We start from the raw sequence: 23336 nt of genomic DNA on the forward strand, positions 1-23336 counted from the left end.
TTCTATTGTTTGGCGTATTCATATGTCTGTGCAGTCCAATTTAAAAGGCCATACCTTGTTATTGGTCGATGGCTCAAGTTATTTGTATCGTGCTTATCATGCATTGCCCAATTTGCGCAGTCCCAATGCGGAACCGACTGGCGCGCTGTACGGCATGATCAACATGCTGCGGCGCTTGCGCAAAGACAACCCGGCGCAGTATAGCGCGTGTGTGTTTGATGCTAAAGGTAAAACTTTTCGAGAGGACTGGTATCCTGCCTATAAAGCGCATCGTTCCTCCATGCCAGAAGACCTGGTTCAGCAGCTTGAACCGATTCATCGCGCAGTGCGTGCTTTAGGCTGGCCGTTGCTGATGGTCGATGGAGTTGAAGCGGACGATGTGATTGGCACTTTAGCGCAGCAAGCCGCGCAGGCTGGCATGAAAGTCATTGTCTCAACTGGCGACAAAGACCTGACGCAATTGGTGACAAGTCAAATTACGCTAGTCAATACAATGAGCAATGAAGTGCTCGATGAGGCCGGCGTCACGCAAAAATTTGGGGTACCACCCAGCTTAATTGTGGATTATTTAGCGTTAATCGGCGATACCTCAGACAATGTGCCTGGGGTTGAAAAATGCGGCCCTAAAACCGCGCTTAAATGGCTGGGACAGTATGGTTCATTGGCGGGCGTGGTGGAACATGCTGCGCAAATTAGCGGAGCAGTCGGTGAGAATTTGCGCCGTGCCCTGGATTTTTTGCCTTTAGCGCGCAAGTTGATCACAGTCCGCACGGATTGCCCGCTTGAGCCGCAGGTTCAGTCCATTGAAGCCTCACTGGAGACGCGCCCTGAAGCGCAAACCGAACTGCTTGATTTATTCACCCAGTACGGCTTTAAAAGCTGGTTGCACGAACTTGCAGCGGCAGGCGTAGCCGGGCCTGAGCGTGGTGTTTCTAGCCACTCAGCTGCACCCGCGCTGGACAACGCTCCGCATTATGAGAGCATACTGAGCTGGGCACAATTCGATCTTTGGTTAGAAAAAATCAAGGCCGCCGAACTCACCGCCTTTGATACTGAAACCACTGCGCTTGATCCGTTGCGCGCGCAGCTGGTTGGTCTTTCATTCTCAGTCGAAGTCGGTCATGCAGCTTATCTGCCGTTGGCCCATCGGGGACCCGATATAGGCGGAGCAAGCGTCCAATTGCCCCGCGCTGCTGTGCTGGAGCGGCTTAAAGAGTGGCTGCAAGACCCGACTCAAAAGAAAGTGGGCCAGCATATGAAATACGATGAGCAAGTGCTGGCCAACTACGGCATCGCATTGGCCGGCATCGAGCATGATACTTTGCTGCAATCGTATGTGCTCGAATCGCATCGAAGACATGATATGGATAGTCTGGCGTTACACCACCTGGGCCTGAATACGATCAAATATGTCGACGTTTGCGGTAAAGGCGCAGCTCAAATTGGTTTTGATCAAGTCCCGCTTGAGCAGGCAATACAGTACGCGGCGGAAGATGCGGATGTGACGTTACGCCTACATCATGCGCTCTATCCACAACTTTCAGAAGAGCCTGGCTTGTTGCATGTTTATCGTGAGATTGAAATGCCCACAGCGCGTGTACTACGTCTGATGGAGCGTGACGGTGTCTTAATTGATACTCAATTGCTGGCTCAGCAAAGTCATGAGCTTGGCGTGCGTCTGATGCAAATAGAAACAGAAGCGCACACCTTAGCCGGTGGTCCATTTAATTTGAGCTCGCCTAAGCAAATCAGCGAGATTTTTTTTGAGCGCCTGCAATTGCCGGTTATCAAAAAAACCCCGGGCGGCGCGCCCTCAACGGATGAGGAGGTCTTGCAACGGTTAGCAGAAGATTATCCGCTACCCAAATTGCTGCTTGAGCATCGGACCCTGTCAAAGCTCAAAACAACCTATACCGATAAACTGCCCAAAATGGTTAACCCCCAAACTGGGCGGGTCCATACGAATTATGCGCAGGCCGTTGCCGTCACAGGACGGCTGGCTTCAAACGAGCCTAATTTACAAAATATTCCGGTACGTACGGCTGAAGGGAGGCGGATCCGCGCAGCGTTTATTGCCGCACCTGGAGCGCAGATTGTGTCGGCGGATTATTCGCAGATTGAGTTGCGCATTATGGCGCATATTTCAGGCGATGAAAATTTATTGAGCGCTTTTGCGCGGGGTGAAGATATTCACCGGGCCAGCGCTGCCGAGATTTTTGGTATTGCGCCACAGCAGGTCTCTGATGAAGAGCGACGCGTTGCCAAAACGATTAATTTTGGCTTAATTTATGGCATGAGCGTTTTTGGGTTGGCAGCAAATCTAGGTCTTTCGCGCGATGCCGCTAAGGTCTATATTGACCGCTATTTCAATCGTTACCCAGGCGTCGCGCGTTATATGGACGAAACGCGTGTGCGGGCCAAAGAGCAGGGTTATGTCGAAACGGTCTTTGGCCGGCGTTTATGGTTGCCTGAGATCAACGGCGGGAGCGGGCCGCGCCGTCAGGCGGCTGAGCGGGCGGCCATCAATGCACCCATGCAAGGCACTGCAGCTGACCTAATCAAACTATCGATGATCGCTGTGCAGCAGTGGTTGCAGCAAGGGGCGCATCAAGCGAAGCTCATCATGCAAGTCCACGATGAGCTTGTGCTTGAAGTGCCGGACGCGGAATTGGAGGCAGTCCGCACATGCTTGCCAACGCTTATGGGCGACGTGGCGCAGCTGCGCGTGCCGCTGGTGGTTGAAGTGGGAGTAGGCAAAAATTGGGAAGAGGCGCATTAATAGGGAGAAATAAGCGCGAGTAAGGCCTCCCTTGAATATTCATTGTCTGAATTGTACCCTTCTCGTATGATCGTTACATTTTGGCCAATAAAGTGAGCTATTGGGCCTCGAACCGGGGTCGCCCCAAAAGCCACTACGTCTTGAGGAGAACCCAGTGGGGTTGAGGCGATAGCCTGGTTCTCTAATTGAACAAATTGACCCACTGAGTCTGGCGTAATGGGTTGTGAGAAAAAATCATCAGATTGACTCTCATGGGCTTGCATAATAATCGGAGAGGTGCCGGTAGTACTCTTAAAAGTTGTTTTTGCGAAGTGAGAAAGACACCCGATGGTGTAAGGCGGTCTTCTTATAAGCGGGGGTCTTGGGGGTTTGCTTTTAAGATCTTTAGGAGGTGCCGTAGATGAGATGAATGGATGAGAGGAAAAAACTGATACAAAAAAATTGTGCGCCATGGACAACCCTATTTAAATCATAAAAAACCAAAACTTTGAGGCATTTTTTATGCCTGAATAAGTTAGAGAGTATATTCGTTGGTGTTTTTGCAAACGAAACTATACTTCGTTTAACTGGCCTAGATTTCGCTTCTTATTAGGATTTAAACAGATATGCATCGCATTGTGATCGTGGGCGGAGGTGCTGGCGGGCTTGAGTTGGCAACCCGTTTAGGTGACCGGTTTGGCGCTCGCCAAACTGCGCACATTGTGTTGGTTGATGCTCATCCGACGCATTTATGGAAGCCTTTGCTGCATGAAGTCGCTGCTGGCAGTATGGATCCTTTTACGCATCAGCTTGAATACGCCGCGCAGGCGCATTGGCATCATTTTGAATTCCGGCTTGGCGCATTGAGCGGTCTTGACCGCTTGGCGAAGAAGATTACGCTAGCGGCTGTCGATGATATGGATGGCGCTGAATTATTACCTTCACGCGAACTGGCTTATGATACATTGGTCATTGCCATCGGCAGTGCTACGCATTTTTTTGATGTCGTGGGCGCTCAGCAATATGCCCTGGCGTTAGATACCGTCGCACAGGCGCAAAACTGCCATCGCCATTTACTGGCTGCATGCATGCGCGCTCATGCAAATCCGCAACCCTACCTCCAAATTGCGATTGTTGGTGGTGGTGCAACCGGGGTTGAATTATCGGCACAATTGCGCCAAACCGCCCAAATATTAGCCACCTATGGCGTATCCCCGCTTGACCCTAAACAAGAGATTCGCATCGTTATTATTGAAGCTGGGCCACGCATCTTGTCTGCGTTGCCTGAACGCGTCTCAAAAGCCACCACAACCTTACTCGCCAAACTCAATATTGAAATCATTCTCAATGAGCAAGTTGCTAGCGTGTCTGAACCAGCATTGTTGACAGTGAGCGGCAAAACGATACCCACGCATCTCACGATATGGGCAGCAGGCATTAAAGCACCGGCGATACTGAGTCAATTAGATGGACTTGCGACCAATCCACGTGGTCAGCTTAAAGTTTGCGCAACGCTACAAACTGAAAGCGATCCTGACATCTTTGCATTTGGCGACTGCGCGAGTTGTCCGTGGCCAGAGAAAAAAACCATCGTTCCCCCTCGTGCCCAAGCCGCGCATCAACAGGCCAATTTTTTACTCCATGCCTTAACGCGCCGCTTGAAAGGCGCCTCCCTGCCTAATTTCCGTTATCGCGATTTTGGCTCACTCGTTTCGCTCGGTCATTTCAGTGCGGTAGGTAATTTAATGGGCGGCATCAGGGGGGGTAATTTGTTTATTGAAGGGCTTTTTGCGCGCCTTATGTATACATCTTTGTACCGGATGCATATAGCTGCTTTACATGGTTTTGTATGGATGGTGACAGATACCTTGGCGCATTGGTTACGCCGTTCGACGGTACCAAGGGTGAAGTTGCATTAAGGTGATAAAAAGGGTTCATCCCAAATGCTTGCTCAAACGAGAAGCGTTCATATCCTGTTGCATACCCAAGACGCCCTCCTTGACGGCCGGGGGTCTCGATCAACACTCTCAAGGCGGGGGCCACGGCACAACTTGCTCCATTGCCTCTAAAAATTGCCGTTTACGCATCTTCTTTGGCTTACATTCGAATACCGTTAAGCCTAGGCTTTGTTGTTTTATAGTGCCAGTAATGAATCCGCTAACTCAAGGGTTATGAGGCTCCTTAGCCTTTTGTGCATAGAACCTATTGCAGAAATGATGCAAATCAATAAAAATTTATTAAAAAGATTATTTGCGAAAAATAAATAATTACGCAAGTTTATTTGGTGTTTTGAGAATCATCATTTAGACTGAGCGCATTACATATGATTAAACGGGGTGAATGATGTTAAGACCTATTCATGGTATATCCACTCAATACATTCGGACTCATTCGATTACACCAGATAGGCCAGAGCAAATACCCGCCCCTTCTAATCCAGAAGCGGATGCACCGACGGCGCACCGTGCTCACTCTATCCCCCGCAGCCTGAATCGCGTTATAAAGATGGCTGGAGAGCCGGCCCAATTGATTTTTTCTAATGCCAATGGGATGGAGTGCTGCGGCTATCAATTTCTCCATACCAACCGCCTTGTGCTCACAACCGGCGAACCGGCTTTAAATCGTGACGGTGAGTTTCAGGCCTTTCGTCTAAAAACAGGTCAAATAACGATTCAAAGCAAAACAATCCTCAAAGGATATGAGCAGATTGATGTAATCGCGTATTCGATTAAAATAGAGGGCGAGTTATCCGCCAATCAAATTAACTTGAATACAGCGGTGAATGGCTCAAATCTGAGCTTGCCCGTTACGCTGCAACAGGACATAGCCGACACGACCATTCATTCGGAGTTCCCCCGTCTGTTGCAATTCACAGGCACCGCCAAGGTAAAAGCAGAAGAACATTTGAGCATTCAAGCAGATACGCTCGATAATGCCAGTTCTCAGATTCAATCAAACGGAAATATTACCCTCAAAGCCAACCGTTTGATCGGCGCAGGAACGCTCGGCGCCACACTGGATCTTACGGCAAAGCTGGAAGAGAATTACACGCATCGCACTCAACTCAACGCCGGTCGGCATCTATCGATTTCAACGGCCCAAAGTTTCACGAATCAAGGCACTCTAAAAACGCGAGGTGAAATCACGCTTAAAGCTAAAACGTTTGAAAATCAATCCACCTCTTTGATAGACGGTGTTCACCTTAAATTCAAGGTAGAAAATGTGCTTAAGAATTATGGAGTGATTCAGGGCAGCACAGTGGTGATTGATACGCAGCATTTGCTCAATGATGGCACTGAAGATACGGATGAGCAGCAGGCTGGGGCTATCCTCGGGCGAGATCAACTGATGCTTGGAGCAAGGACCCTGCATAACCAGGAGCATGGGTTACTGCATAGTGATGGCGACCTGACAATAGGAGATGCTTTTTATAAACAAAACACCGTCACGGATTTAGCCAAAGAGTTTATGAATGCGGAGTTTTCCACGGTTGAATCAAGAGGAAAGCTTCTGATTAAAGCTATATTTTTAAATAATCAGAAAGGACAGATTACCGCGGGTTCTGATCTGGTTCTTGAAAGTGACACGCTCACCAATGATCAGGGGCATATAGAAGCGAAGGGAGATCAAAGCGTATTGAAGGTGCGGGCTGATATCATTAATAATCACTCAGGTTATCTGATTCATAATGGTGCTGGACCCATCCAGATAGTTGCCGACATGATGGAGAATCATAATGTTGAAGCAATAAAAGGGGCGGGGTTAATTAGCAGTAAGGGTCCGATAACGATCAGCGTTGCCAAGCTGTCTAATCATCAAGGTGGGACCATCCTTTCGGATCAAACACTCAAAATAGGCACTTTTTACACAGCTTCTTTGGTATGCTATTTGAAAAATCTAGCCGGCACACTATCGGCGCACCAAAAAATTGAGATTGATACATATCAACTAGATAACAGCAAAGGTCTGATTGCCGTAGGGAAAGATGAAGCTTCCGAACCGGAGATTTCAAGTGATCCAGACCGTTCCACACAGCCGACGTATCCAGGCAGTGTCCTTGAAATTCGTGCGCATACAGTCATTAACACGGAGGGGGGGCAAATCGTTCAAAGTGGACAGGGTCAGATCCAGCTTTTTTTAGATGCGAGCGGCGGTGGCTACATAGCACAAGGGGGCTTAATGAATGCCTGGGGTCGCATCACGATAGAAGCGCCGAATATTGTCCATACGAATAAGAGCCAGATGACGGGAAAAGACCTCAATCTGGTCATCGGAGAAAGAATTCTTAACCAAGCCAATGCAACGTTATTTGCCCGCGATAGATTGTCCTTAAAAGCCTTAGCGCTCGATAATATGCAACAAGGGGTTTTGCAAAGTGAGGGGCGCATCTTCATTTTAGCGATGGCTTTTTGTAACGAAGGCACGATACACAGCCAAGGGGAGATCCGGATCCTTTCTAATAAGATGCGTAACCGTCGAGAAAGTGGCACATTGACCCAGCACTTATTGCGTTTGGCGATTCACCCGGGCCTGATTACGGGCGATACGATTTTAATCAGTGCGCGTGGGCCTGACTCTCTGTTGAGAAATACGGAGAGCATGATTTTCGCGCAAAACAACCTTCAAATCGGGGTTCATGAGATTCAAAATCGTGCCGGTGGTACGCTTTATAGTGGCGGTGGTTTAGCCATTGGCCGTAAGCTGAATGCGGAGTCTATCGTGCAGGGTCGCAGTGAACGCATTCTCAATCATGGCTCCACGATGGATGCGGTGGGAGATCTAACGATTCATGCAAAAGCGCTAGTCAATCAAAATGCAAGATTCGAAATCGAAGAAAGGCTGATTGAGGAGCGGGGCATACACGAATGTCACGATGACCAGACAAACCAACGCTTTGATGGCTCCCAAATCGCCTGGCACGGCGACGTAGGGGGCCTCTACCGTGTGCACAGCTCCGGTCATGAAATATTTCGTTTTATCAACTATGTCTTTACGCGCCGAGTGACCACAACCAGGGTGACGCACAGCGAACCTGGCAAGATTCATGCAGGTGGCGCGATCTCTCTGTCAGACCAGGTGATGAACGATAAAAGCATGATTATCGCTGGAGGGGCGCTCAGCGACCTTGAAGGCAGGCCTGCCCAAATTGAAAACCGGGATGCCATCGGTCAACGCGTCACGACTGATCAGGGAACCTTGCAATACTCAGATAGAAAGTGGCGAGGCGGGTTCAAGCGCTATTTTCAACGGGAGTGGGGTGGGCACGCGCCCTACCATCCGGCACCAATGGTCGAGCATCACACGCTGACGGTCGCCGTCTCTCAACCGCATACGGCAGTAGAGCATTCTGCGCCCTCTACCGCCTTAGTGCCGAGTTCTTCGGCTTTAAGCCGTAATACTTTATTAAATAGCGGTTTATTGCGCCTCAACACCGATCCCAATCAACGCTATCTGATCCAGATCGATCCCCGTTTTACTCGCCACAGCGACAGCGTTTCGAGCGATGTATTGCTGCGCTTACTGAATCTGGATCCTCAGCACATTCCCAAACGCCTGGGCGATGGATTCTATGAACAGCAACTGATTCGAGACCAAATTATTGGTCTAACGGGCCATTACTACCTCTCTAACCATCGAAACCCGTTTGCTGAGATTCGGGACTTGATGCACGCCGGGGCAGACTGGGCCAAACGGTTCAATTTGATGCTCGGCATTGAACCGACACCTGAGCAAATCAATGCGTTAACCACCAGCCCCGTCTGGCTAGTGAATCAACGTATTCAATTACCCGATGGCTCAGAACAGACGGTCCTGGTGCCTAAAGTGTATCTGGCCCCAAGCGATGCGCCGGCCATCCCACGAAGCAATGCACTGATTTCAGCCGATACGATCGAGTTAGAGAGCGACCGCCCCTTTAAAAACACCGGAACCGTGCTCAGTCGCAGCACAACACGTATTCGCGCAAGCCAGATCGATAACGCGCGCGGCACGCTGGCCAGCCGGGGCACCCTCTCTATCCAAGCCCGCGACGACATCGATAGCCGCGCCGGTAAGCTGATTGCCGTTAAAAAACTCACCGTACAGGCCGGCCAAAATCTACAATTGCAAAGCCAGACACAGACCACTCATGCCGCCAGCGGCAGCCGAACAAACTTAGCGGGCCTCACCCAGATCCAGGCCGGAGAGCTGGAAGCGACGGCGGGATCCGATCTCCACCTAGCCGCCACCCAAATTGAAGTGGAACACACGGCAAGGTTGGACGCTCAGCAAGATCTGATCTTAGGGACCGCCACCACCGGCTTGCAACAGAAGATCGTCTGGGATGAACGGAATGCCCTCAGCCTAAGCCAGCACACTGAAGTTGGCACCCAGATTCAGGCCGGCGCGCTTGAGCTGAAGGCTGGGCGCGATGTAACTGCAACCGGCGCGTATGTCAAAGCGGCAGAGAAACTCGCGGTGAAAGCCCGCCGAGATATTCATTTGGAAGCCGCGTATGAAGAGACGGATTTTGAGGAGTCTCATTATCATGAATCGAGTCACTTCTTCGGTTCCTCAAGCGAATTAACGCGCAACGTGCTGTATAGAAAACAAGCGTTAAGCAGCACCTTATCTGGAGGCACAGTACAGATAGAAGCTGGACATGACCTGAATATCCTCGGTTCAAACGTGGCGGGGATGCATGATGTGGATCTTTATGCGGGAAATGCCCTCCAGCAAAAGGCAGTCGAACAGGCTGAGCGCACTCAGCGCTATTCCGTTCAAGAACGCTCCGGCTTATTAGAGAGCGGGAAATTCGGCGTGACGATCGGCACGCGAACCCAAAAAGACGCTCAAGAAAAGGAGCACACCCCTCAGATTGGCTCAGTCATAGGCAGCGTATCAGGTCCTGTCAGAGCGATTGCCGGCCGAGACTACGAGCAAAGCGGCAGTCAATGGGTGGTGCCCACCGGCGATATAGAGATTCGAGCCGGTCAAGGCAAGATTGAAGCGGCCTATGAGCAAAGCCGAGTCTGGCAGCGCAGTGAATGGCATCAATCGGGTCTGACGGTATCGGTCAGTGCGCCGGTGATTGCCGCGGCGCAAACGAATCGTCAGATGCTGCAAACCAGTACCCAGGTCAGCGATGCGCGGATGCACGCGTTAGCGGCCGGTGCAGGCGCACTGGCGGCGAAAAACGCCTACGATGCGATCAAAGCAGATCCCAAAGCAGCCGGTGGCGCCACCGTGAGCGTAATGCTGGGCGAAGAGCATTCTGAAAGCGAGCAGATACAGCTCAGCCGGACAGCGCTCAACAGCACCCTGGCAGCCGGAGGGGATATCTCGATCCAGATCGGTGGCTTAGGAGAAAAATCCACGTTGGATCTGATGGGCGCTCGCATCGAAGCCAAACAGAATATAGCGCTTAACGTAGAAGGCCGTCTGAAGATGGAAGCCGCGCCGAATAGCCTGATCGAGCAAAGTCAGCAGCACAGCCAGAGTTCTGCAGTGGGGGCCGTGGCAACGCTGGGCAGTCAGAGCTCAGTGGGCGCATCGGTTGCACTCAGTGTAGGGCATGGCCGTACAAAAGGAGCGCAAATTAACTATACGCCGACTCTGATTCAGGCCGGTGGCACGCTAGAGCTCAAAGCAAAAAGTGATGTGCGCCTCAAAGGCGCTCAGATGGTGGGCAAGCAGGTTAAAGCCCAGATTGAGGGTGACCTTGACATAGACAGTGTGCAAAACACGGCGAGGTACCAAAGCCATGCTCAAAGTATCTGTGGCAGTGCGACCGCCGGCTCTGTCTCGGCAGCGAGTCTGAATGTCTCACAACGCAGGATGGACAGTGATTATCTGAGTGTGGCAGAACAAGCGGGGATTCAGGCTGGAGAGGATGGCTTTCAGATCAGCGTTAAAGGAGATACGAAGCTGGTTGGTGGCGTGATGGCAGGTTCTGAGCAGGCGGTGCAGAAAGGCAAAAATAAACTGATAACAGCAACTCTGCACAACACGGATCTGACGAATCAGGCGAGCTATTCTGCAAGCAGTATCAGCTTAGGCGGTGGGTATAGTCAAAGTGGCAAAGGAGTGGGCTCAGACCCATCAGGAAAAGCCATAACGCCGGCGCATAGCGGCAATCAACTGGCAAGCCGGGGTGGAGTGAGTGCTGCGCTACCGATTGTGATGAGTGCTTCAGGCCAGGCAAGATCCACTACCCGCAGTGCGATCAGCGGTGCGGAGATGGTGATTACGGATGAGGCGCGGCAAATCGAGCTGACGGGACATAGCGCGGCCGAGACGATTGCAGACCTAAACCGTCATCCGGCACAGAGTCATCAAGCGTTAGCGCCGATTTTTAATCAAGCGGAGATTGAAGCCGGCTTTGATATTGTCCATGCATTAGGTCGGGAAGCCAATACTTTTATCGTCAATCGAGCCCGGGAAGTAGATCAAAAGCTCGAGCAAGCTAAGCGTATCGAGATGGCGGGTAATGAGCCAATGCCTGTGGAGCAGCAAGAGGCATTACAAAACATGGCAGTTGAATTGCGCGCCCAGGCGCAAGCGCTGAATCAGCAATGGGGACCTGGTGGCTTAAGCCGGCGGATATTGACAGCGTTAACCGCAGCCGCCTCCGGTAATGTAACAGGGGCGACCGAACAGTTTGTGCAAAGCGGTGTTGTGAATTTGCTCCAACAGCACGGGGCAGGCTACGTTGGCGAGTTGGTGAAATCTGGCGCAGTAAACGAAGGCAGCGCAGCGCATGCAGTGTTGCACGCACTGGTTGGGTTAGGTGGCGCAGCCGCCTCGAATCAAAGCCTCGGCGCGGGGGCATTAGGTGGCGCGGTATCGAGCATTTTAACGCATGCCTTTAGTCCGACCCGTCCAGATGAAACGCGTACTGAACAGGAAGCCAAACACAATCTTGCGACCACACTGGTTGCGGGTGTAGCGGCACTGACTGGGGCCGATGCGACTGTGGCTACACACAGTGCCGCAGCGGCTATCGATAATAATTGGCTGGCTACAGAACAACTCGTGCTAGCCCAAAAAGAATTAGATGCCTGTGAAGACGATTTCGTCTGCAACGCAGGGACAATGATTAAATGGACCGGTGTTTCGGCGAAGCAAGATGCATTGACAATGTCGGGTCTGATCAGCGGTTTGGCTGAGGCGGGTTGGCATGATTTAAAAGGATTGGCCGAATTTTTTAAAGATCTTCCCAAGAGTCTAGCAGGATTGGCTTCTCTGGTTAACCAAGAAGTACGCGATCAAATAGGAGAAGAGATTGCTGCTGAGTTCAATGCCAAAATCAACCGGATGCAGGTTGCCTTAAGAGAAGGCGGCGACCAAAATGCATTACAGCTTGGCCGGGATTTAGGCAATTTAATCTGGCAGATAGGCTCAATCGCAATGGGAACAGTAGGTGCGGCTCAGCTCACTGCATCGCTGGGTAAAGTTGGAGTTCGTTTAGGTAAGGAAGCGGCAAAAGAGTTTTTGCATGTTGACTGGGTGACGATGGGGGGGAATTTCGGTCATAACGGCAAGCCATTGCTAGACTTTAAGCAATTAGCCAACATGGAAAAAAGCATGGTGGGCGAGCACTTTGGTGGCAAATTTATTCAGAATTTACTGCCCGATGCACAACCCATTGCACGAGTGGGGGCGAGTGAAAAAGGCATTGATGCTTTATATAAGGTCAATAAGAATGGTATCGACTATGTCATAGTGGAATATAAATATGATAAATCTAGATTAAGCAAAAAAACCGCTGACGGGCCACAAATGAGCGATAGCTGGTTGATTGGGAAGAAAACAGGGCGTAACCGGATTTTGAGATTTGCAGGTCCAGAAGAAGGATTAAATATTACAGAAGCGTGGAAGATGGGGCGTGCTGAAAAATGGCTCGTCCATACGAGCCGTCATGGTAGAGTGTCCGTTAGTCTCTTAGATAAGAATGCCAAACGGATCCCTTATAATACCTCGAAACTGCTGGGGGAAAAATGATTCGCGATAGCTTAAAAGATAAAGAGTGGTTTGATAAGTGGACTAAATTTGACGAATATGCAATTAGTAAATATATTGAGGGGTGCAAAACTCCTTTTCATGATCCTACATATAAACCACAATATATCTTCGAGTTAGTGCAAGTATACTGGCGTCTAATGCAGCGCCGTTATTCTCGAGGCGATGCCATTCATGAATTAGCACAGTACTTCCCGCCTATGCTTGATGCTTGGGAAGAGTCTGAAAGGTTGGGGAAAGATATCTGGGACAAGCAAACACAATACACACGTAATGCGTGGGAGGTCAATTTTGATCAATACATTGATTGTTTCTGGCTGGTAGGTTTGGCTCTTGTCCTTGAAATCCCCAATGACCAATGGCAGCGATTACTTGCTTTGATTAATAATGATGGTGAAGATGAAATACTAGATCGCATTATTGCAAGCCGATCGCCTTCCCGTAAAATTGGGAACAAGCTATGCCATACAAAACCTTATCAGCGCTTGCTTGATGCTATCAATGCACCCAAGGAGCAACAAGCAAAGAAACTCAAAATTTTTGTTGAAAAATGGTACGCTGAATTAATTCGGCAGCCTAAAAAAGAGCAACCCAAAGAAGTAGAGGCTCTATTTCCTAAGCGCCCCTATTGGTATAAAGATCATGAAATAGACGGAGCCTATTTTGGTTATTGGTGCATCGAAGCTGTAGCTGCCGTCAAAGCCTTTGGTTTAGATGACTCTTTATGCCTAGGCCATCCCAATTATCCAGGCGATTTACTACGGCCTAATGGGCCTTCTACTCACCCTGAACGAGTAGAACCAATAGAGAATGATCTAGCGGCTAAAGAAGAGCATGCTAAGGAAACACCCAAAAAGAATTTCTATCATTTTTGGTCGAGGATTTTTAATATAAAAAAGCCTAAGCTTTGATTAATATTTTTATGAATCTCAATAAATATAATTAAAAACCGCGGAAGGTGCAGGCGAAACATTGCACCACAATCTTACTTCGGGACTCATAGAATCAAGCATATTGCAGATGGCCTGAATGATGAAACGATGCGTGCTGCGTTGCATGGGGTATTGGCTTATGGCGGTGCAGTCGCACGGGGGCAATCGGGTGGCTCAGCGGCCTTGGGGGCGAGTGCCAGTGTATGGGTGAATCATCTGTTAGGTCCTGTAGAGGGTTCGTCTGAAGAGGAGAAAGAAGCGCGCAAAAATATCGTCACCAGCCTAGTAGCGGGGGTGGCCCGTGTCGGAGGAGCGGATGCGGCCTCCGCGCAGAATGCGGCGCAGATTGAGACAGAAAATAATGCTGCCGTGGTGCTGGCCGCACCATTAGCGTTCACCCCACCTGGGGTTGTTGTATTAAGCGTGGTAGCTGCGGGCTTAGTGGCATGGAATGCTAATGAAGCGTATCAAAAATATCGAGCCAATAATGCAGGGCAAGATGGAGAGGATGGGGATGAGGATCAGTTAATACTACGGCCCCCGCGGCCGATGATCACGCCGATGGAGCCACCGCAGTCGCGCCAAATTCCAGGCAGAGAGTGGCGTCAAGATAAAGAAGTGCTGCTTGAAGGTATGCCGGATCAATCGGGTGAGCATCTCGTTCAGCCTTTTGTGACGCCAAATCAATTTGGAGAATATACGGTAGCACCTCTGATACTGCCGATTACTGAAGCGCTAGGGAAATTAGGGAATGCAATTTTTAGTAAGGAGACGAAGGCTAATAGAGATAAGGATTATGTGCCGAATGCTGGCTCTGTGCAGAAGATGGAGAATTTCTTTAATGAAACGGAGTTTGGGAGGGAGATGAAGGACATAGCTAATCCTACTAAAGAAATTTATAAAGGGTCAAGAGTATACGAAGCAACTGAAAGAATTAAAGGTAAAATAGAAGAAGGTGATCTGTTTTATCTAGATAGAAAACACAAAAATCACTTGGAAGTATATACTGAAAACAGAGTTTCCAGGCATGTTTTGAATCTTGATGGAACAGTTAATCGGAAGAAAACAGATAAAGCGAGAGGCAGAAGATTGGAGGGTTAGAGTGAAAATAATGTTGGATTTTAATAAATTTAAATTATGTTTAATGGGGTTTTTTAAATCGCATGGGTTTGCGTATTCAGATCTAGAGGCCTTGAATAAAAAAACTGGATATTCTGAATGGCGTATAAATTGGAGTGGTGATTATAATGAATCTTTTAAAGAGAAGTTGGATCAAATAAAAGATTCGGTTGAATTGTATAACAAGGCATTATTAAGAAAAGATTTGTTGGCAGCTAAGGCTGGCCTTATGGATATTTCCATAAGAATTGGGTTTTTGGCTAGTCGTCCATTTAATGCAATTTCAAAGGATTTAAGAAAAATTCTGAATAATAAGCGTTTTAATTGGCCCTCTTTGGGAAATGGTTATGTTATTCCAAATGAGTATTTTGATGTAAAAATAAATGAGGTGGATCAAAAAGAATTGATTGATTTAAATGGGGTTAAAATAATATTAATGGATTTCACCAAATTTCATGGCGTAACAGATGAAGAATTGGAGCGTGTGGATAAAAGAACAGGGCGATTGGTATGGGGTGTCAATTTAAAAAATGACTTTAATAAATCATTCAATGAGAAGTTGCTAGCTTTGCAGATAGCCTTTGATGGGTATGAAAAAGCATCAGTACAAAAGGATTGGCGTGCAGTTCGAGCTATTCTTCAGAGAATTAGGCTAATTAATTTTCAGCTATATAATTTTTCTAATGCTATTGGAATCGCTTTAGAAAATGCCTTGTCAGATAAGTATTTCAATTGGCCCTCTTTCCCGGAAGATTATAAAGTGCCAGCGCACTATAACTATAAAGAATGAACTAGGCCGTAGAGCAAGGTGAATTTCGCTTTGGATGACTCTTACTGTACGATCAAGTAATGACTAATACAGGTTATTGTCGATCGGCAAATCGCCTCGCTCGGTATAGCGTGTCAGCATCCCCCAGTGATTCCGCATATAGGACAGCGCTTCACCCAGTGCACTCTTCGGCGTCACACCAGGCACAAGCCTTTCCATCCAGGTGCGGAGCTTCTCAAGGATTGGTAGGCTTTGCTTCTGACGCGCAAGCCAGCGCGTCTCATCATCCACGTCTTTATGAAGACGTTCAATGTGATAGAGCTCACCAATCAGGGTAACGGCTTCGTCAGCATGACCCCGTTTGCCTTTGGGCTGTACTTTAACTGCGTCGACATAACGCCGCCTCACGTGCGCCCAACAAACCAGCCGCTCGACCCCTTCAGTTTGGGCCAGTTTGCTATAACCCTCGTAGCCATCCGTCATCAGATAACCGCGATAGTCATGCAACAAGCGTACCGGGACCTCCTTGTTTCGACGAGGATCATAGTCGTAAATCACCACGGGCTTACCAGGCGGCCCTCCGGTTTGCACCCACATGTAGGATTTCGAAGTGGGACTTTTGTCCGGTTCTTTAAGCACCTGCACCTCGGTTTCATCTATATGCAGCACAGCGCTTTCAAGCAAGGTATCGCGCATCAAATTATGCAACGGCTGTAACACCGCGCTACAACCGATCACCCAGCGCGCCAGGGTCTGGGTCGGCACAGGCATACCGTGCCGATCCAGCACCTTGGCGAAACGGGTCAGCGGCAAGCCGTCGACGAATTTAACTGTCAACAGCATCGCCAGGAAGTTCGGACTTGCGTTACTCGTAGGCAGCGGCTGGGGCGGCAAGGGCGCTGTAACTGGAGCATGAAGGCTGCTCGGGCAGCCATAGCGCTTACGAACATGGCGCAATACGCGTATCTGCATCGGCACAATGTCGAGTTGCTCGCTCACGTCCTGTCCAATTTCCACCATGGGCGTATCGCAGGCACAGCTGCGCTCGGCTTCGGGCACCTCGTGCACCACCTCAACGCGTTTCAGTTCCGCAGGTAATGGACCCCGCTTACCACGCGCCGGCTTATCTTTACGTTCTGACTGGGCCGGCAGCGGGGCAATCTCCTGCGCCTCTGTGCTCGCCTGGGCTAATCCCTCGGCCTCATCAAACAAACGGCCCTGGCCGCTGGCTTCACTACTGGGCCCAAACATGCGTCGCCGCGACAGCACAATTTGCTCGATCAGGCGCTTAAATTTCTCTTGCACCTCGATCAATTCGTTCTGCGCTTCGATCAACTCGCTCTGTGTTTCGACCAATTTGCTCTGGGCTTCCATCCACAACGTCTTGCTGGCTTTCTCTTGCGTGTGCAACAGCGCCGTGAGTCCTGCCACATCCGTGGGCAATACCTCCGGCAGCTTGATCTCCGGTAGATCAAACTCTAGGGATACATTCGATTCTTTGGCAGGGCTTTCAAGCATGCCGTATTTTAACAATTTCCCCTATGCAATCGTATTAAAATAAAGCGTTTTATGCGGTTTATTTCGCCACAGATCAAAACCCTCCAGCAACCACTCAAACTCCTGTACGCTTATTGTTTGTGTCGCCCCTTGTGCATCTCGTGGCCAAGCAAATCTCTCCGATTCAAGCCGTTTGAGCCATAGGCAAAATCCATTCCGATGCCAGTACAATACTTTCAGCTTCGTGCGCTGCCGATTCACAAATACATACAGGGCTTCTCCAAACGGGTTAAGACCCAACTCTTGTTCCACCAGCGCACTCAATCCGTTGATCGCTTTCCTGAAATCAACCGGCTCCTGGCACAGATAGACCTGCTCAATCTCACAGCCTGGATGCATTAGCGCACTCCTTGCGCTGCACGACCCAGCGCTATCAGCCATTCCGGGGACGGCACCCCTGATAACTCTAGCCTCACCCCTGAGGCCAGAATTAGGCTGCTGCACAGACGCGGCTCACTTGTCTTCTCCGACACCCGCAGCGACACAAATTTGCTTTCTTGCTTTGGCTCTACTCTTTCTCCAACTACACTCAACTTTTTTTTCCAGTAATACAGCGCTTTTCTGGATAACCCTTCTCGCTTGGCATAATCACTCAAGGACAGGCCTTCTTTTCTCGCTGATAACAAATGCTCTGACCAAATCTTGGCGCTTAATGTCTTCTTGGCCATATCGCTCATTCTTAAGTTCGAAAGCGAAAGTATCGCTGTGGATCATTTCGGCGAATAGCCTGGGGGTCGTGGCGTTCTTACGAGATACAAGCTCAGGTGGGTGAAGCGAAATGAATCGAATAGAGGTTGCCATAGCGGAAGGCGGGGACCAAAATGCTGTGCAACTGGGGCGCGATGTAGGTAATTTATTCTTTCAGGCATTTACGGCAATCACTGCAGTGGGAGGGGCTGTGAAGTTGGCTGCCTCACTGGGTAGAGTAGGGATTCATGTAGGTAAGAAAACTTTAGAAAAAGTATCCAGGCTATCGAAATCTGAGAATTTGGCAAAGGTGGGTGGTTCTTCTGTAGCTGATGGTAAACTGCTCACGACTGCTAGCCGATCAGCAAATACCTCAAAAATAGAAGGTACATTTGGCAAAGTACTAGACTAATACTCAGCAATCAAGATAGGCCCGTTGCCAAATAAATTGGCTGAAACTTTTTCTGGTGGTCGATATACTGAAGTTTTATTAACACAAGACACCGTTCTTTATCGAGCTGGGATCGCTAGTCAGCCATTTGGAGAGTTTTTTAGCCAACAAGTCTCAAATAGTGTGATTCAAAGCCGAATCGATAAGGCCATTCTACCTAAGTGGCCAGGAGGTAATGCTTCACCTATTGATTCATTAATAACGGTTAAGATACCAGCCGGAAGCAAAGTTTATATAGGTGAGATTGGTTCGCAAGGAAGCTTTTATGTTGGTGGAACCCAGCAGATTGTTGTGCAAAAACCTTGGACGATTGAGGGTATACAAATACTTAATGTGAGACCACTAAAATGACGCAGGCCGAAGACATAAAGCTGATATTAGTTGAAATGTTAGCCTTGCTTAAATTAAGTAATTCTAAAGACTGGGAAAGGACCATCCAAAAACTCAGTTATGAGATTCTAGGCATGCCTAATGAAACTAAGCGAGAGATACTGTCATTATATGGAGGTATGGGATCATTAAATGATCTCATTCTCCATAAAGATGGATACCCTTTAAGAAAGGAAAATGACGAATTTGATTCTTTAAAAACACAACTATTTGATTTGTGCCACGAAGATTTATAATTAAAAAGCCTTTAAGGGTCAACGGACCACAAAGTGGTGCTGGCCTAGAGATGGTATGAAGCTAGAAACGTATTGAGATAGAAATCGCCTAATATCAGGAACAGCATTCGGGCTGCCCACCAACTAAAATACAACGACACTGATCACAGTTACTGAGAGTTATGATTCTGTAAGAGAAATGAAATATTGGTTCCAGGATAAACATGAAAAATGGCTAATCCTCGGCTCCAATCATGAAGCAATTTATGAATGCTGCTCACTTGAATCTGACTCAGATGAATTTGATTTTGGGCTGGGTATAGCGGTTGCAATCAGAGGGGTTACACCTAAAGCACTACTCGTCGAAAGTTATCAAACAGTGTACATAGGATTTGACTCTTATATAGCAGCGGTCTCAACTGATAGATCCACTTCAACTATCGAAAACCTACTATTTCGGCTATATGGAGTCTTTTTTGAGTTGCTCCTACTGAAAAATGGAAATCTTTGCATTATTCATGAAATAGGCGCGCAAGTTGTTACGAAAGAGTTAACTGAGATATGGAGTGTTCCTACAGACATTGTTTCAGATTGGGTTCTTAATGAAGAACAAGGAATACTGTCATTGACTGAAGTGTATTCAGGAAAAGTGATAAATATTTCAATCTCAACAGGCGCTATTGTGCCCACTCCATTTCTAAAAAAATCACACAACTATGGCGACACCGGCCGCCAAGTTGAGCTGCAACCCCCGAGGGTTAGGTACAATAGCGGTCATGTCAAATCCTCGCTTTATCCACCTTCGCCTCCATTCCGAGTATTCAATTACAGACGGCATCGTACGCATTGACGATGCGGTTAAAGCCGCTGCAGCTGACGGACAGGGAGCGCTTGCGCTCACTGATTTGGGCAACCTATTTGGTCTTGTTAAGTTTTATCAAAAAGCGCGTAGCACAGGTGTCAAACCGATCATCGGTTGCGATGTCTGGCTGACTAATCCGCTCGATAGCGACAAACCCAGCCGAGTTTTGCTGCTCGTGTGCGAGCTGCAAGGTTATTTAAATCTTTGCGAATTGTTAAGTCAGGCATGGTTAACCAACCAGCATCGCGGCCGCGCCCAGATTCAAATGGAATGGCTTGAGAATGGCCTGGCAAGCGGTTTAATGGCTTTATCGGGCGGACTTTCTGGTGATATTGGACAGGCTTTTGCAGCGGGTAATGAAGAGGCTGCACGTCGCTTTGCACAACGCTGGATGCGGATTTTTCCTAAGCGTTTTTATCTGGAAGTGCAGCGCGCGGGGCTGCCTGGCGAGGCGGCGTATATCCAGCAAGTCGCCGCGCTTGCCGCTGAGTTGCAGTTGCCGTTAGTGGCGACGCACCCAGTGCAATTTATGACGCAAGATGATTTCACTGCACATGAGGCGCGGGTTTGTATCGCTGCCGGAAATTTACTAGCTGATCCACGCCGCGCCCGGCCGTTTACGCAGGCTCAGTACTTTCGCACGCAAGCTGAAATGGTGGAGCTTTTTGCCGATTTGCCTTCTGCCGTAGCGAATACAGTTGAGATTGCTCAACGCTGCAATTTAACGCTAGAGCTGGGCAAGCCCAAGCTCCCCCTCTTCCCAACGCCAGCCGGTCTATCGTTGGATGACTATCTGATGCAAGAAGCACGGCAAGGGTTGGAGCAGCGGCTCGAGCAGTTATTTACTGACGTAGTTCAGCGTGAGCGCGAGCGGCCCAATTATTGTCAGCGGCTTGAGTTTGAATGCGCCACGATTATCAAAATGGGCTTTCCCGGCTATTTTCTAATTGTTGCTGACTTTATCAACTGGGCTAAACAAAATGGTGTGCCGGTAGGTCCTGGTCGGGGTTCCGGTGCAGGCTCGTTAGTGGCATTTGCGTTAGGCATTACAGACCTTGACCCGCTGCGTTATAAATTATTGTTTGAGCGCTTTTTAAATCCTGAGCGCGTATCGATGCCGGATTTCGATATTGATTTTTGTCAGCACGGGCGTGATCGCGTCATTCAATATGTGAAGAGTAAATACGGTGCAGATGCAGTCTCGCAGATCGCTACTTTTGGCACGATGGCGGCTAAAGCTGCGGTGCGGGACATTGGCCGTGTGCTTGATCTAGGCTATAACTTTACGGATGGGGTCGCCAAGCTCATTCCTTTTAAACCCGGCAAGCATGTGACGATTGCTGACGCGATTAAAGAAGAGCCGCTGTTGGCGCAACGTTTGGCGGATGAAGATGAGGTGCAGCAATTACTTGAGTTGGCGCAACGCGTTGAAGGATTAACGCGCAATATTGGCATGCATGCAGGTGGCGTGCTGATCGCGCCCGGCAAGCTCACGCATTTTTGCCCACTCTATACGCAACATATGCCGCTGGTAGAAAACGGAGCGGGTCTTACCGAGGCCCAAACCCATAGCGGGGCGGTAGTTAGCCAATATGACAAAGATGATGTAGAAGCCGTTGGCTTAGTCAAATTTGACTTTCTAGGATTAACCACCCTGACTATTTTAGATTGGGCTGAGCGGGATATCCGCCGGCTTGATCCAAACCGTTCTGGTTGGTCGCTCGCGCAAGTCCCGTTGGATGATCCGGCAACTTTCTCGTTTCTAAAAAAAGCTAATACAGTGGCTGTATTCCAGCTTGAAAGCCGCGGTATGCAAGGGATGCTGAAAGACGCTCAGCCGGATCGCTTTGAAGACATTATTGCGCTGGTTGCGCTATACCGTCCTGGGCCAATGGATCTGATTCCAAGTTTTTGTGCCCGTAAGCATGGCCGCGAGAAAGTCAATTATCCTGATCCTCGCGTAAAAGACGTGCTGGCAGAGACCTATGGCATTATGGTCTATCAAGAGCAGGTCATGCAGATGGCGCAGATCATCGGTGGTTATTCATTAGGTGGCGCTGATTTATTACGCCGCGCCATGGGTAAGAAAAAACCCGAAGAAATGGCGCAGCATCGCGCGCTCTTTCGGGAGGGCGCGGCGCATAATGGGCTGATGGGCGAAAAAGCCGACGAAATTTTTGATTTAATGGAAAAATTCGCCGGCTACGGTTTTAACAAATCGCATGCGGCGGCTTATGCGCTGCTTGCGTATCAGACTGCTTGGCTCAAAGCGCATTATCCGGCTGAATTTATGGCGGCTAATATGAGCTTGGCGCTAGATGACACCGATAAAATCAAAATTTTATTTGACGACTGTCAACTGAATCAGCTAACGGTGTTGCCACCGGATGTTAACCGCTCAGTGTACCGTTTTGAACCTGCCGCAGCGAGCGCGGGGCAGCCGGCGCGCACTATTCATTATGGGCTTGGTGCGATTAAAGGAAGCGGACAAAGCGCGATTGAAGATGTGTTGCGTGCGCGCGCTGAAAAGCCGTTTACCGATTTGTTCGATTTTTGTTTGCGGGTCGATCGCCGCATTGTCAATCGCCGTACTATTGAAGCCTTGATTCGCGCCGGCGCATTTGATGCTTTGCACCCCAATCGCGCTCAGTTATTGGCCTCCGTATCGCTTGCGTTAGGCGCGGCTGAGCAGCGTTGTGCGCACGAATTGCAGGCGGGCTTATTTGACCAGACTGAGCTGGCCGACGGTTGCGAGCTTGTAGCTGAACCTGCATGGTCAAAAAAACGCGTGTTGCAGGAAGAAAAAGCGGCCTTAGGTTTTTATTTGTCAGGGCATTTATTTGATGCCTATCGCAGCGAAATCAGTCGTTTTGTTAAACAAAAACTGAATAACTTGCAGGAAGGGCGGGAGAAGCTGGTTGCTGGGGTGATTAACAGTATCCGTACGCAGCTTACACCACGCGGAAAAATGTTTATGGTGATGCTGGATGATGGCACAGCACACTGTGAAGTGACGGTGTTTAATGAGCTTTATGACGCGAACCGAGAGCTGTTCAAAGAAGATGAGCTGCTGATTGTAATGGGCAACGCGCGCTATGACAGCTTCACTGGCGGCATTCGCTTAAGCGCTAGTGCGGTGTTAGATTTGGCACGTGCGCGCGGCTCTTTTGCTCGAGCTTTGCGTATCTCTGTGAATCACCCTGTTAACCCGCGTAGATTGCATGAGCTTTTACAATCGTACAAGGCCGTGAGCGATCTCAGCTCGTCTAGTAATCCAAGGCATAAGCCGGTCGGGCACGCTCATGATTCTCCCAAAAGAGAGTCCGATGGCGGCCTGCCGGTGCTGATTGATTACTGTAACCAAGCGCTACGCAGTGAATTTACGCTGGGGGATGGATGGCGCGTTAAGCCTTCGGATGAGTTGCTGGCGGAGTTGAAAGCGGAGGCTTGGGCGACCTCAGTCGAAGTGATTTATTAAATCAATGTATTGAAGTATTCTGATGAGAGCTGCTAAATAAGCATCAGTATAATTCACTGGTGCTCTCTACATACTCTGTCAACGACTAGATAATAGCGGCAGTTACAGTGGAGACCTTT

At 49.1% G+C, this 23336-nt stretch carries 15 protein-coding genes; 11 read left to right on the plus strand and 4 right to left on the minus strand.

Annotated features, from left to right (window positions below):
* Window positions 1-22 precede the first annotated feature (22 nt).
* Window positions 23-2779: a DNA polymerase I gene (gene polA / locus MPB2EB_RS04065; protein WP_185182566.1), complete on the plus strand. Its 2757-nt coding sequence runs from the start codon at window positions 23-25 to the stop codon at window positions 2777-2779.
* On the opposite strand, the gene MPB2EB_RS04070 is transcribed toward polA, so the two are convergent.
* Window positions 2776-3042 (minus strand): hypothetical protein, encoded by a 267-nt coding sequence (locus tag MPB2EB_RS04070; RefSeq protein WP_185182567.1) that lies wholly within the window; start codon window positions 3040-3042, stop codon window positions 2776-2778. The genes polA and MPB2EB_RS04070 overlap by 4 nt on opposite strands.
* A 342-nt stretch (window positions 3043-3384) precedes the next feature.
* On the opposite strand from MPB2EB_RS04070, the gene MPB2EB_RS04075 reads away from it, so the two are divergent.
* The 5 genes from MPB2EB_RS04075 to MPB2EB_RS04095 all read left to right on the plus strand — a co-directional run bounded on the left by MPB2EB_RS04075 (window position 3385) and on the right by MPB2EB_RS04095 (window position 15598).
* Window positions 3385-4677 (plus strand): NAD(P)/FAD-dependent oxidoreductase, encoded by a 1293-nt coding sequence (locus MPB2EB_RS04075; RefSeq protein ID WP_185182568.1) that lies wholly within the window; start codon window positions 3385-3387, stop codon window positions 4675-4677.
* Between the two features lie 421 nt (window positions 4678-5098).
* Window positions 5099-12739, plus strand: a complete 7641-nt coding sequence (locus MPB2EB_RS04080) for a hemagglutinin repeat-containing protein (protein ID WP_185182569.1) — start codon at window positions 5099-5101, stop codon at window positions 12737-12739.
* Window positions 12736-13668 (plus strand): PoNi-like cognate immunity protein, encoded by a 933-nt coding sequence (locus MPB2EB_RS04085; RefSeq protein WP_185182570.1) that lies wholly within the window; start codon window positions 12736-12738, stop codon window positions 13666-13668. Before MPB2EB_RS04080 ends, MPB2EB_RS04085 begins: the two co-directional genes overlap by 4 nt.
* 129 nt (window positions 13669-13797) lie before the next feature.
* Window positions 13798-14790: a hypothetical protein gene (locus tag MPB2EB_RS04090; protein ID WP_185182571.1), complete on the plus strand. Its 993-nt coding sequence runs from the start codon at window positions 13798-13800 to the stop codon at window positions 14788-14790.
* Between the two features lie 10 nt (window positions 14791-14800).
* On the plus strand, window positions 14801-15598 hold the full coding sequence (locus MPB2EB_RS04095; protein ID WP_232534488.1) for a hypothetical protein: 798 nt from the start codon (window positions 14801-14803) through the stop codon (window positions 15596-15598).
* A gap of 63 nt (window positions 15599-15661) precedes the next feature.
* Here the strand turns inward: MPB2EB_RS04095 and MPB2EB_RS04100 are convergent, their stop codons facing one another.
* The 3 genes from MPB2EB_RS04100 to MPB2EB_RS04110 are packed head-to-tail and all read right to left on the minus strand — an operon-like array spanning window position 15662 to window position 17802.
* Window positions 15662-17095, minus strand: a complete 1434-nt coding sequence (locus MPB2EB_RS04100; RefSeq protein WP_185182573.1) for an IS66 family transposase — start codon at window positions 17093-17095, stop codon at window positions 15662-15664.
* A 21-nt stretch (window positions 17096-17116) separates the two neighbouring features.
* Complete coding sequence (gene tnpB / locus MPB2EB_RS04105; protein WP_198422345.1) at window positions 17117-17473, minus strand: IS66 family insertion sequence element accessory protein TnpB; 357 nt, start codon at window positions 17471-17473, stop codon at window positions 17117-17119.
* Window positions 17473-17802, minus strand: coding sequence for a hypothetical protein (locus tag MPB2EB_RS04110; RefSeq protein ID WP_185182481.1), 330 nt, complete (start codon window positions 17800-17802; stop codon window positions 17473-17475). Before MPB2EB_RS04110 ends, tnpB begins: the two co-directional genes overlap by 1 nt.
* Before the next feature lie 110 nt (window positions 17803-17912).
* On the opposite strand from MPB2EB_RS04110, the gene MPB2EB_RS04115 reads away from it, so the two are divergent.
* The 5 genes from MPB2EB_RS04115 (at window position 17913) to dnaE (ending at window position 23217) form a co-directional block, all read left to right on the plus strand.
* On the plus strand, window positions 17913-18233 hold the full coding sequence (locus MPB2EB_RS04115) for a hypothetical protein (protein ID WP_185182574.1): 321 nt from the start codon (window positions 17913-17915) through the stop codon (window positions 18231-18233).
* Window positions 18234-18269: 36 nt separating this feature from the next.
* Window positions 18270-18623: a hypothetical protein gene (locus MPB2EB_RS04120; protein ID WP_232534489.1), complete on the plus strand. Its 354-nt coding sequence runs from the start codon at window positions 18270-18272 to the stop codon at window positions 18621-18623.
* A complete protein-coding gene (locus tag MPB2EB_RS04125; RefSeq protein WP_185182576.1) occupies window positions 18620-18898 on the plus strand; it encodes a hypothetical protein in 279 nt (92 codons plus the stop codon). The genes MPB2EB_RS04120 and MPB2EB_RS04125 overlap by 4 nt, the downstream gene beginning before the upstream one ends.
* A 178-nt stretch (window positions 18899-19076) precedes the next feature.
* Window positions 19077-19727 carry a hypothetical protein gene (locus MPB2EB_RS04130; RefSeq protein ID WP_185182577.1) on the plus strand — a complete coding sequence of 217 codons (651 nt, stop codon included), beginning with the start codon at window positions 19077-19079 and terminating at the stop codon, window positions 19725-19727.
* Entirely contained in the window at window positions 19654-23217 is a 3564-nt protein-coding gene (dnaE, locus tag MPB2EB_RS04135; RefSeq protein ID WP_185182578.1) for a DNA polymerase III subunit alpha, read from the plus strand. Before MPB2EB_RS04130 ends, dnaE begins: the two co-directional genes overlap by 74 nt.
* Window positions 23218-23336: the final 119 nt, after the last annotated feature.

It is taken from the genome of Mycoavidus sp. B2-EB (genome assembly GCF_014218255.1).
In the GTDB taxonomy this organism is placed as follows: domain Bacteria; phylum Pseudomonadota; class Gammaproteobacteria; order Burkholderiales; family Burkholderiaceae; genus Mycoavidus.